Origin of the sequence: Lyngbya aestuarii BL J (assembly GCF_000478195.2) — a bacterium.
Lineage (GTDB): Bacteria > Cyanobacteriota > Cyanobacteriia > Cyanobacteriales > Microcoleaceae > Capilliphycus > Capilliphycus aestuarii.
In genome coordinates this window covers 18,931-30,034 of sequence record NZ_AUZM01000070.1, presented here as the reverse complement: position 1 = coordinate 30,034, position 11,104 = coordinate 18,931, and the positions used below count along the sequence as shown (strand labels likewise).

The following is an 11,104-nucleotide window of genomic DNA, read 5'->3' as shown; positions in this document are numbered from 1 at the left end:
ATTATATCTAATCCCCAACAGTATCTTTTATTTGTGTTTTTTAATCTTTCTACTCGACCTTTTAAAAAAGCTATATTATCTTTGGTGTTTTCAAGCAAAATCTCTGATTGTATTTTTAAGTTGTGAGGGCTTAAACTTAATGAAAAAATAGTGACATGATCTGTATGAATATACGATTGGTCTGATACACGAATTAAAAAGTATAATCTAATTTCATAGTCAGGTTTACTTGACTTATCAAGCCATGCTTGACTAACCGAAAAATTAGGATAATGCTTTAAAGATTTTTCAAGATAGTTGTATGTAAGATTTGAAATTTTTTTTAAGTTTGAAAAAATTTTTGAAAAAACTTGTGTTTTTGAAGAACTGAATTGTTTACCTTCTATTTCTGAAAATTTATCTATAAAATCAGGTAAATGTTCAAACATATCCTTAGTAAAAAGAAATTCTTCTTGTTTCTCACTCATTTTAATCTCAATCCCTTTAACACTTGCTTTAACAGTCAACCAACCAAACGTGCAGTTATTAACCATTGTACTCTCAAAACAGTCGCTATCAAGCAGAATTAAAGATGTTGATGTAGGACTTGGAAAAATGCGACAACAACGGTATAATTAACTCGGATAAATTCAAAAAAAGTTGGTATATTTTCTGATTTTAGTTGTAAAAATGATAACATACTGAACTGTATATTTCTCTGTATCGTCCTTAAAATCCCCCTGCCCCCAAAAATTCCCTGCCCCCTAAATCCCCCAATAATGGGGGACTTTGATTAATAGGTGACTTTGATTAATGAAGAACTTTGAAAAGGAAATTCTAATTCCCCCCAGAATTGGGGGGTTAGGGGGGCTATTAGTCCAGAATTAAGGGCTAGGAGACTGTTAGTAACCCTTTCAAAATAAATCATGCTAGACCAAACCAAAACACCCCTACTCGACACCTTAAAAACCCTCGCCAATCGACCCCACGCCGCCTTTTATGCACCCGGACACAAACGGGGAAACGGGATTAATTTGTTATTACAAAATGTATTGGGTTCACAAGTGTTTAAAGCCGACTTACCCGAACTCCCCGAACTTGATAATTTATTTGCACCCGAAGGCGTTATCGACGAAGCACAACAACTTGCGGCTGAAGCATTTGGGGCGGAACAAACGAGGTTTTTAGTGAATGGTTCAACCGGGGGAATTATTGCCGCTATTTTGGCAACTTGTGGAACGGGTGATAAAATAATAATGCCGCGAAACGTTCATCAATCTGTTATTTCTGGATTGATTTTATCGGGAGCAATACCAGTCTTTTTACAACCCGAATATAATGCTGATTGGGATTTAACGTATTGCATCACTCCCCAAGCCATTGAAACCGCATTAAAACAATATTCAGATATTAAAGCCGTTCTAATTGTTTACCCAACTTATCAGGGAATTTGTGGAAATATTGAACAAATTGCTAAAATTACTCATGACTATAATATTCCCCTTTTAGTTGATGAAGCACACGGGCCACATTTTTATTTTCATTCAGATTTACCTACAGCCGCATTAACAGCCGGAGCCGATTTAGTTGTACAATCAACTCATAAAGTATTGGGTGCAATGACCCAAGCTTCGATGCTGCACATTCAAGGCAATAGAATAGATCGAAATCGTTTAAATCAAGCTCTACAAATGATTCAATCAAGTAGTCCGAGTTATTTGTTATTAGCTTCTCTGGATGCAGCCCGTCAACAAATGGCAACTCAAGGACAAGAGTTGATGAATCATACTCTCAAGTTAGCCGATCAAGCGCGAAAATTGTTAGATAAAATTCCCGGAATTTCAGTGTTGAATTTACCGGAAAACAAACAAGATTCATTTTGGGATCTCGATCCGACTCGCTTGAGTGTAAACGTCTCTAATTTGGGGTTAACCGGTTATCAAGCCGATGAGATTTTACATCAACAATTGCAGGTCACGGCAGAGTTACCCAATTTAAAGCATTTAACGTTTATTATTAGTTTAGGGAATACAAAAGCCGATATCGAGCAACTGGTTAAAGGGTTTACTCAATTGTCTGCAATGATCCCTGATTTTCAAACAATTTCCCCAGAGTTTCCGCTTCCGCCTGTGTTTTCCTCTGTCGTCAGGTTTTCACCTCGGGAGGCGTTTGAGGGGGCGAGTCAGAGGCGAAGCGTGAATGATTGTGTTGGGTGTATTAGTGCAGAAATGGTTTGTCCCTATCCGCCAGGAATTCCGATTTTGATGCCAGGTGAACAAATTAGCGCAGATGCGATCAATTACTTACATAAAGTTTTGTCAGTTGGTGCGACAATAACGGGATGTAGCGATCCAACTCTCGAAACCCTAAAAATTTGCAAATCTTTCCATTAAGATAAAAGAATCGAGTCCGTCTATTCTTAAGAGATATATTCTGAATTTCAAGTTATTTTATGCCTTCCAAACTCTGGCCTTATATCACTCCCGGTATTCCCGATGAATTATTTGAACGTTTACCGGGTATTCCGATGAGTAAACGAGAAGTTCGCATCTTGTTAATTTCTCTGCTGCAACTTCAAAGCGACTCTGTAGTTTGGGATATTGGTGCTGGTACTGGTACAATTCCAGTAGAAATTGGTTTATTATGTCCTCAAGGTCGAATTATTGCAGTCGAACGAGACTCTGATGTTGTCAGTTTAATTCGCCAGAATTGCGATCGCTTTGAGGTTGATAATGTAGAAGTTGTGGAAGGAAGCGCACCAGAATGTCTGCAAGATTTATCGCCGATTCCCCATCGAGTCTGTCTAGAAGGGGGACGGGATATCAAGGCGATTTTAGCGGAAGCCTGGAAATATCTACAACCCGGAGGCCGAATTGTGGCGACAGCTTCTAACTTAGAGAGTCTTTATGGAATTTCTGAAGGGTTTGCCCAGTTGCAAGTTCGTCATGTTGAGGTGGTTCAATCTTCCATTAACCGTTTAGAACGTCGGGGAGGAAGTCAATCTTTTGAAGCGATTAACCCGATGTTTATTCTCAGCGGCGAGAAACTCGATTAGGGAAAATTGTAACTTGTTTACTCAATACCGTCATACTTAGAGTTAGGGGATTGAGTGGTTTAACCGTTTTATCCCGCATCATGCCATATCATCTGTCCTATGTCTTGGTCTCGCATCTTTAGTGGAATTGTTGCAATCACCGTCGCCCTGGGAATGATTCTTTGGGGAGGATGGTACTTTACGATTGGCTTTGGGATTATTATTTATCTCGGTCAACTCGAATATTTTCAGCTTGTGAGGGCAAAGGGAATTGAACCTGCGGGGAAAACAACCTTAGCGGTGAGTCAAGCCTTACTAATTACGGCGGCTTTTGCACCGACTTTAGTTGATGCGATGTTTGCTTTGGCGGGAACATTGATCTGTTTTTACTTGTTGTTTCAGCCGAAGCTATCCACGATTGCTGATATTGCCTCCTCAATTTTAGGCTTATTTTATGGAGGGTATTTGCCGAGTTATTGGATTAGATTGCGGGTTGGGATTGAACACCCTTCACTTTTGGTTAGCAGTGCGATTACTAATCCTCAACTTAACCTCAACTGGCCGCAGTTTTGGACTCATCCGGGTAATCTTCCGGTGGGACTGACGGCAACATTACTCGCGTTTCTGTGTATTTGGGCGGCGGATATTGGGGCTTATACGGTTGGGAAGTTGTTTGGGCGAACTCGTCTATCGGATATTAGCCCGAAAAAAACGGTCGAAGGGGCTGTTTTTGGCGTCATTGGTAGTATGGCGGTGGCAATTACCGGGGCTTGGTATTTGCAATGGCCGATTTTTATAGGGTCAGGTGCGGCGTTGGGTTTATTGATTGGGATTGCCAGTTTACTCGGAGATTTAACCGAGTCGATGATGAAACGAGATGCAGGGGTGAAAGATTCTGGACAATTGATTCCGGGTCATGGTGGAATTTTAGATCGGGCTGATAGTTATGTGTTTACAGCACCGTTGGTTTATTATTTCACTACGTTATTGTTACCGTTGCTTTCGCGGTTATCTTCATAGACTACACCGTTTGAAGTCGTGAGGTCAGAAGTCAAAATATTTTGATCTCCCAACCTCCCCATCTCCTCTTAAGGATTCACTTTAATTTCTCCTTTCATCTGTAATTGTTCGGGACTAATACTTAACTGTTGAAGATTGACATCTGTTCCCAGGTCAATGGTCATGTTATCGAGATCACAATGCTGCTGTTGTTGAGGTAGTTCTAAATGGGGAGAGGCGAGTAATAATTCTGTTGGGCTGGCAAGGTACAATTCAGAGTGAAAGCAAAAAGGAGTTAATTCATCGTTGGTTGATAGCATCTCTGCGGTTAGTGTGAGTTGATCCTGGCCTAAGACCATTTGTAGATTTTGCAAACTTTTAATGTCATTCGGGAAAGAAAGATTGCAGTTCTTTGGATTCTGCGATTGAATCAAAGGAAGAAGGAATTTTGTGATCGCATTGGTGAGACTAGGAGCTTGTAAGGAGGTGTTAAGATCGGCCGAAAGCAAACAGACTTGACAATCAACGGGAAAGGATTTGAGCAGCTTTAGGGGTTTGCCTTTAAGAACTTGACCGATGTTGATATGAATACCAGATGCACACAGATCAACTTGCGTCAGGTGTAGTCCTCGATAAACCGCATAGGCCGTCCAAACTGTTACCTGAGAAATATGACCCGTCAGTATTGAACGATTATTGCCCAAGATTTTAATGTCTAAATCATCTATTTGTTCAACTTGCGATCGCAGCCATAATTTTACAGCCCGCGATAAAACCTTGCCAACCAGTTGTTTAGATGATGTCTCAGTTGAACTCATAGATTGACTGTGCATTTTACAAATTTAAGTTTAAACTTCCATGGGGTGCTGTGGGCAGCATCAGAAGATCAAAAAGAAAATCTTTGAACTGCTGTACAAACGTTATATCCCAATTTTTACCCAATATTTGACATGAGACCCTGACAAATCGGTTTGAGCAAGTCAAAATGTTTAGATTGAGATTGTGTAGGAAGAATTACTGATTGCTGTAATATTTGTACATAGTCTACCAAATTGTGCAAAAATTTAGCGTGGTTCAAAAGTCTATGAGAAGAAGTCCACGCAATCCTGACTGATATGGATGAAAGGCTACAAAAAATCATGGCAACTTGGGGGATTGCCTCTCGTCGTCAAGCCGAACAAATGATTCTTGCTAAACGAGTGCGGGTCAATGGTAATATTGCTCACTTAGGACAAAAGGCAAATCCGTCATCTGATGATATAGAAGTAGATGGGAAGCCAATCAAACCCTCTCATCGACCTGTGCCAATCTACCTGTTATTAAATAAACCAATTGGGGTAGTTTCAACCTGTGCTGACCCAAGCCGACGACGCAACGTATTAGACTTGTTACCTCGCCGACTACAGAGGGGCCAGGGAGTTCATCCGGTGGGACGTTTAGATGTAGACTCCACTGGAGCATTATTGCTCACCAACGATGGGGAACTCACCTTTCGCCTCACCCATCCTCGTCACCATGTTCCCAAAACCTATCAAGTTTGGGTGCAAGGTCATCCACCCGAATCTGTGTTGCAAGCATGGCGCCAAGGGGTGATATTATCAAGTCGAAAAACTATACCGGCTGAAGTCCGACGGTTAAAACAGAGCATTGATTCTCAAACGCTTTTAGAAGTGATTTTATTTGAGGGAAGAAATCGACAAATTCGGAAAGTCGCAGAGCAACTGGGCTACCCCGTGATTAAACTTCATCGGAGTGCCATTGGCTCAATTGAGCTTAATCCGCCGGGAAAACCGGAATTAGCACCGGGTCACTATCGATCTCTAACTCCGTCTGAACTTGAATTTTTACAAAATCAGGTGAATCTCTAGCCTCAATATGCCAAAAGTCTTCTCAATCACTTATATAAATATTAAGGAGTTGTGCGTATGAAAGTAAGTTTACCGTTCTCAATGATTAGAAAAAATCTGGGTGACAATAATCGTTCTGTTACCAATATTGAACAAGCTCAGAGATTGGTTGAGGTTGGCCTGCAACTGCGTCAAACTCGGGAACATCATTCTCTATCATTAGATATGGTGGCAGCCTACACCATGATTCGCCGCCATTTACTCCAAGCTTTAGAAGAAGGTCTAGTCGAAAATCTACCTGAACCTGTCTATACTCAAGGCTTAATCCGACGATATGCAAACGCCCTGGGTTTAAACGGTGAGGAGTTGGCAAATTTTTTCCTTCCTGAACCGATTCTTCCCTCACTAGAGTCTAGCTCTTGGTTGTTACCGTTACCTCAGTTACGACCGACCCATCTTTATCTGACTTATATTCTGTTAATTTTGGGGACAATGAATGGTTTGGTCTATTTGATTCAATCCTCTCCCCAACTTCAAATTTTACCGGAGTCCAGAATTGCGGAAGTCCCAGTAACAAGTACAACTCAGTCGGTGAGTGTTTCCGCGAACAATTCAACTCCAGGTCAAGACCAACTTGTGGTGCAAGCGACACCGACCTCGATAGACAACACAACAAACGCCTCGACTTCCCCTGTTTCCCAACCTGCACCTGTCAACCAAACCGTTGAGGTAGGAATTACGGTTAAAGATGAATCTTGGGTTTTGATTGAAGTTGATGGAAAAACCGAATTTCAGGGTATTTTAGCGGGCGGAAGCAAACGAAGTTGGAAAGCCAAAAACGAGTTAGTGGTTGTCGCCGGGAATGCAGGCGGCGTGATGGTAACAGTCAATAACGGCAAAAGCAAACGTCTGGGAGAACCCGGTATGGTTGAGGAGGTCGTCTTTAAAGCCAACCACCCCCAACCTCAAACGCCTAACTCGAATTCCTAAAACGGGCTATTTGTTGCCTTAGTCAGCCGTGAGAACGAGTCCTCACACTACCCTAGACATTTATCTGGGCAACCGACCATAGGTTTCGGTCAATGATCTAAGGCGATCGCGAATTTCATCGGTAATGGCTCCAGGTAAGAACCGCCAAGACCAGTTTCCTTCTGATGTACTCGGCTGATTCATTTTGGCTTCGCTACCCAAGCCTAAAACGTCTTGCAAGGGCAAAATAGCTTGATTCGCCACCGATGCGAGTGCGACTTGGATTAAATCCCAATGAATGCCGTGACCCATCGTTCCGCCCACATAACTCATCACTCGGGCTTGGGCTTGTAAAGAACGTTCACTAAACCAACCAACAGTGGTGTCATTATCATGGGTTCCGGTATAAGCGACCCAATTGGGCGTACTGTAATTGTAGGGAAGATAGGGATTGTCTGGCCCGGAATCAAAGGCAAATTGCAAAATCTTCATACCAGGAAGTTCAAATTTATCCCGTAGCGCTTCGACTTCTGGGGTAATTAAACCCAAGTCTTCGGCGATAATCGGCAATTGGCCAAGTTTCTCATTTAACAGATTAAATAAGGCTTCTCCAGGTGCTTCTATCCAGTAACCATTCACTGCGGTTGTTTCACCTTGGGGAACGGCCCAAAATGCTTGTAGACCTCGGAAGTGGTCAATCCGCATAATATCTACACAGTCTAAAATCGATTGCACCCGTTGTAACCACCAATTAAAGCCATTCTGTTGAACTCGTTCCCAGTTATAAACCGGATTTCCCCAGAGTTGACCTGTCGCGCTAAAATAATCGGGCGGAACTCCGGCCATTAATGACGCTTCACCTGTTTCGCCGTCTAAGCAAAAGATATCAGGATGGGACCAAACATCCGCGCTGTCGTGCGCCACATAAATCGCCACGTCTCCAAAAATTTGTATTCCCTGTTCGTTGGCGTATTGTTTCAGTTTGGACCACTGACGGAAAAATTCAAATTGTAGGAATTTATGAAAGAAAACTTGATCGGCGAGTTTGTCGCGCCATTGTTGGATGGCTTCGGGTTGGCGACGAGCAATATCATTGTCCCATTTGTGCCAACTTTCGCCATCATGGGCTTCTTTAATTGCCATGAATAGGGCATAATCATCTAGCCAGTAAGACTTATTTCGACAAAATCCCTCGAATTCGTTGTCTTGTTGGGTGAGGGTTTTTTTGAAATTCTGACAAGCTTTATTAAACAAGTCCCATTTGAACGCTTTAACGCTATCAAAATCAACTTGTTCGACGGGAAAAAGGGGTGTATTGACTAAATCTTGAGATGTGAGTAATTCTTCCTCTAATAAGAGATCAGGACTGATGAATAACGGATTTCCCGCCATTGCTGAATAGGATAAGTAGGGAGAGTTGCCAAATCCTGTGGGGCCAAAGGGCAAGATTTGCCAAAGTTGTTGTCCACTATCTCTCAAAAAATCAACAAATTGATAGGCAACTGGGCCAACATCTCCGACCCCATATCGACCGGGTAGTGAGGTGGGGTGAAGCAAAATACCGCTAGATCTTGGAAATGGCATGATAAACGCAATTGCGACTGTGATAAATATCAGAATACTTTAAGGGATCATTTGCCTTTCGACATCCAGCTATGGATCAAATTTTACTGGTCGGTTGGCTTGGCACGACAGTCCGTGTCCGTTTAGATCCTTTATTTATCTTACTCCTGTTGGAGACCGTCGTTAATCAAAAAAGACAAGATCCTATTAGTTATCGTTGGTCAACCTCTTTTCTCTGATTTCAGTGTCTTGATCTTGATCCTTGATTACATTCCCTGAAAATCTCAGTTTTTTACCTTAATCAAATAATCATTAATCATACAAATATCTTCTATTTTATTCATCACTCCTCAAGCCGTCAAGATGAATTAACAATGAATCATATTTAATTCATTTATGAAATAGCTAAAAAGTTAGGTTTATTTTTTGATTTTCTTTGAAATTTAAGATAGAGTAGATTAATTAGGTTCAGGGTTTTAAAGACCCACTCACAAAATATTAGTCGTAAATCTCCAACCTCAAATATAAAGTAACGACTGAAGATTTAAAATACAATTATGTTGACTGCATTTACTGCCGGACTCTTACTGATTACTCTCTCTGAACTTGGAGATAAAACCTTTTTTATTGCGGTGATTCTCTCCATTCGCTATTCTCGAAAATTGGTTTTCATCGGAGTTACACTCGCTTTAGCTGTAATGACGATTTTATCGGTTTTTGTGGGTCAAATTATTTCTATTCTTCCCAGAATTTATTTACATTATGCAGAAATAATACTCTTTTTTAGTTTTGGGATTAAACTTTTATACGATGCGAGCAAGATGTCTACTTCATCCAACAAAGAAGAAGAAAAAGAAGCCGCAGAAGCTGTTGAAAAAAGTAAATCAAAATTTCCAAAACTCAGCAGTTCACTGGGGATTATCTTAGAAGCTTTTTTCTTGACTTTTACGGCTGAATGGGGCGATCGCACTCAAATTGCAACCATTGCGTTAGCGGCAACTTATCAACCCTTGGGAGTGGTTTTAGGCGCGACTTTAGGTCATGCGATTTGTACGGCGATAGCAGTTGTTGGCGGACGATTAATCGCCGGAAAAATTTCTGAACGCATGATTACCGCCATCGGAGGTTGTTTATTTATCCTGTTTGGTTTAGTCGCAATTTGGAAAGGGGTAGGAACAGACGCTATCTAAAGCAAACATCTCCAAAATTAGGGATTAGGTCGTTGAATGATTGTCTCAATAATCCGGCGTTTAGCTTTAGTATCAATCCCAATTAAACGCACATAATCATTAGGATGTTCAGATATACAAGCCTCAATTTCTGCCATGATTTCCGATTGATGAGTGCTATCAACGATGGAACACGTTTTCCAAGATCCTGTTTTAAAGCGACGGGAATCAGCATATTCCAAACCGACTCGATATCCTGCTTCTATAATCTGTTCAATTTGTTCGAGAACCTTTAAACTCAGTTTCGTTGTCACCGCCTGACCTTCACTAATAAAAGTTGATCCTTTGCTATCCCCTTGCATTACACCTGTGACTTTGCTATCAACCCGATGAGGCGGCATAACAGGGTTATAAGGAAGATGAGTTTTTTGAGTATAATTTTCTTTTTGCTCAACAGGATTTAAGGTTCGTTGGGAGGAGATTGCATCGGGATGAAAAATGCGATTTTGGTTATATTCCTCTACTAATCTTAACTCTTGGATGCGTCGCTGTTCGGCAACCATCTGATGACCCATTTCTAGCAAGTGAGAGAATTTAAAATTAGGTTTGTTAAATTCAGGTGGCTTTTCTGTACTATTGACAATTCGCTTGGAAATTTTTTCGATTCCCATTTGATGAATAAAGTGTTGAATTTGTTCATCGTAAATTCGCGATCGCAATGCACTAAAGAAATCGATTGACTGGTCAGGAAACTCGTCAACCAACTTGATGATATCTTGTTTTAAAAGTTCTTGTTGAAAAATTCCCTCAACAATTTCAATCCGTTCCTTGGAGACAGGTTCCCAATAGAACTTTTCCATCCGTCCATCTCGAATTAGCGGTGCATAAAGGGTCGAAAAATCATTTCCGGTGACAATAACTGGAATCCGTTGTAGCGGGGTTTCATCATAACTTCCAGGTAGCTGAACATTCGTGGGATTATCCGCAATATTCATTAAAGTCGCGTTGACTAACTGAGTATTAACCGTGTATTGAGTTCCCGAGTCAAAACGTCCAGCCCCCGCATCAATATCATTAATAAATAATGCACACATTTGACCTCTGACTTTGCTTTGTTCTGAGGCTTCACGATACCGCAGTCGAATGAGTCGTGAAGGATCTCCAGCATCTGGACTCTCTAATTCACCGCCAGAAATCGTTACAGGTTCAAATCCCATTTTCTCAAACACCAATTCACATTGAAAGGTTTTTCCTTCTCCCTTGCGTCCATGAATTCCTAAAATTAGGGGAACTCGCAGGTTAGAGATCTTTAAAAAGTTTTTGGTGATATGAACGGCTAATTTGTCAAGAAACCTGGGAGAGATGTAATAAGACATACAAGGAGTAAGATCTGATTGAACAGTCTTATTTTATGATAAAACCGACCTTTTAAATTGCATTTGATTAAATTTTTGCAGATTGACCCTTCAGTTATTTCAATGTTTACCTTTTCCTCAAGCAAATTTCAGAGGGTATTCTCAGGGTTTAGGTTTAGCTACAGGTTT

At 41.0% G+C, this 11,104-nt stretch carries 10 protein-coding genes; 6 read left to right on the top strand and 4 right to left on the bottom strand.

What is annotated here, in order from left to right; genetic code table 11:
• The coding region (locus tag M595_RS22190) for a hypothetical protein (protein ID WP_023068708.1) at nucleotides 1-533 on the bottom strand (533 nt) is incomplete at its 3' end.
• Nucleotides 534-905: 372 nt separating this feature from the next.
• Between M595_RS22190 and M595_RS22185 the strand changes: the two genes are divergently transcribed.
• From M595_RS22185 to M595_RS22175, 3 genes are all read left to right on the top strand, one after another.
• Nucleotides 906-2,372, top strand: a complete 1,467-nt coding sequence (locus M595_RS22185) for an aminotransferase class I/II-fold pyridoxal phosphate-dependent enzyme (RefSeq protein WP_023068718.1) — start codon at nucleotides 906-908, stop codon at nucleotides 2,370-2,372.
• A gap of 59 nt (nucleotides 2,373-2,431) precedes the next feature.
• The gene (gene cbiT, locus M595_RS22180; protein WP_009783937.1) at nucleotides 2,432-3,034 is read left to right on the top strand and encodes a precorrin-6Y C5,15-methyltransferase subunit CbiT; all 603 of its coding nucleotides are present in this window, start codon (nucleotides 2,432-2,434) and stop codon (nucleotides 3,032-3,034) included.
• Nucleotides 3,035-3,133: 99 nt separating this feature from the next.
• The gene (locus M595_RS22175; RefSeq protein ID WP_023068702.1) at nucleotides 3,134-4,033 is read left to right on the top strand and encodes a phosphatidate cytidylyltransferase; all 900 of its coding nucleotides are present in this window, start codon (nucleotides 3,134-3,136) and stop codon (nucleotides 4,031-4,033) included.
• Nucleotides 4,034-4,101: 68 nt separating this feature from the next.
• Here the strand turns inward: M595_RS22175 and M595_RS22170 are convergent, their stop codons facing one another.
• Nucleotides 4,102-4,830 (bottom strand): LmeA family phospholipid-binding protein, encoded by a 729-nt coding sequence (locus M595_RS22170; protein ID WP_040484510.1) that lies wholly within the window; start codon nucleotides 4,828-4,830, stop codon nucleotides 4,102-4,104.
• A gap of 297 nt (nucleotides 4,831-5,127) precedes the next feature.
• Between M595_RS22170 and M595_RS22165 the strand changes: the two genes are divergently transcribed.
• A complete protein-coding gene (locus M595_RS22165) occupies nucleotides 5,128-5,880 on the top strand; it encodes a pseudouridine synthase (protein ID WP_023068713.1) in 753 nt (250 codons plus the stop codon).
• A gap of 57 nt (nucleotides 5,881-5,937) precedes the next feature.
• Complete coding sequence (locus M595_RS22160; RefSeq protein WP_023068712.1) at nucleotides 5,938-6,849, top strand: helix-turn-helix domain-containing protein; 912 nt, start codon at nucleotides 5,938-5,940, stop codon at nucleotides 6,847-6,849.
• A gap of 60 nt (nucleotides 6,850-6,909) precedes the next feature.
• On the opposite strand, the gene malQ is transcribed toward M595_RS22160, so the two are convergent.
• Nucleotides 6,910-8,412, bottom strand: a complete 1,503-nt coding sequence (malQ, locus tag M595_RS22155) for a 4-alpha-glucanotransferase (protein ID WP_023068707.1) — start codon at nucleotides 8,410-8,412, stop codon at nucleotides 6,910-6,912.
• A gap of 536 nt (nucleotides 8,413-8,948) precedes the next feature.
• On the opposite strand from malQ, the gene M595_RS22150 reads away from it, so the two are divergent.
• Nucleotides 8,949-9,581 carry a TMEM165/GDT1 family protein gene (locus M595_RS22150; protein WP_023068716.1) on the top strand — a complete coding sequence of 211 codons (633 nt, stop codon included), beginning with the start codon at nucleotides 8,949-8,951 and terminating at the stop codon, nucleotides 9,579-9,581.
• Nucleotides 9,582-9,598: 17 nt separating this feature from the next.
• Here the strand turns inward: M595_RS22150 and M595_RS22145 are convergent, their stop codons facing one another.
• Entirely contained in the window at nucleotides 9,599-10,936 is a 1,338-nt protein-coding gene (locus tag M595_RS22145) for a RuBisCO small subunit-like domain-containing protein (RefSeq protein WP_023068710.1), read from the bottom strand.
• Nucleotides 10,937-11,104: the final 168 nt, after the last annotated feature.

What these genes read in the sequence shown, in the direction of transcription:
- cbiT (WP_009783937.1), top strand. Translation starts at nt 2,432, where the DNA reads ATGCCTTCCAAACTCTGGCCTTATATCACTCCCGGTATTCCCGATGAA.
- M595_RS22170 (WP_040484510.1), bottom strand. Translation starts at nt 4,830, where the DNA reads ATGAGTTCAACTGAGACATCATCTAAACAACTGGTTGGCAAGGTTTTA.
- M595_RS22145 (WP_023068710.1), bottom strand. Translation starts at nt 10,936, where the DNA reads ATGTCTTATTACATCTCTCCCAGGTTTCTTGACAAATTAGCCGTTCAT.
- M595_RS22185 (WP_023068718.1), top strand. Translation starts at nt 906, where the DNA reads ATGCTAGACCAAACCAAAACACCCCTACTCGACACCTTAAAAACCCTC.
- M595_RS22165 (WP_023068713.1), top strand. Translation starts at nt 5,128, where the DNA reads ATGGATGAAAGGCTACAAAAAATCATGGCAACTTGGGGGATTGCCTCT.
- malQ (WP_023068707.1), bottom strand. Translation starts at nt 8,412, where the DNA reads ATGCCATTTCCAAGATCTAGCGGTATTTTGCTTCACCCCACCTCACTA.
- M595_RS22150 (WP_023068716.1), top strand. Translation starts at nt 8,949, where the DNA reads ATGTTGACTGCATTTACTGCCGGACTCTTACTGATTACTCTCTCTGAA.
- M595_RS22175 (WP_023068702.1), top strand. Translation starts at nt 3,134, where the DNA reads ATGTCTTGGTCTCGCATCTTTAGTGGAATTGTTGCAATCACCGTCGCC.
- M595_RS22160 (WP_023068712.1), top strand. Translation starts at nt 5,938, where the DNA reads ATGAAAGTAAGTTTACCGTTCTCAATGATTAGAAAAAATCTGGGTGAC.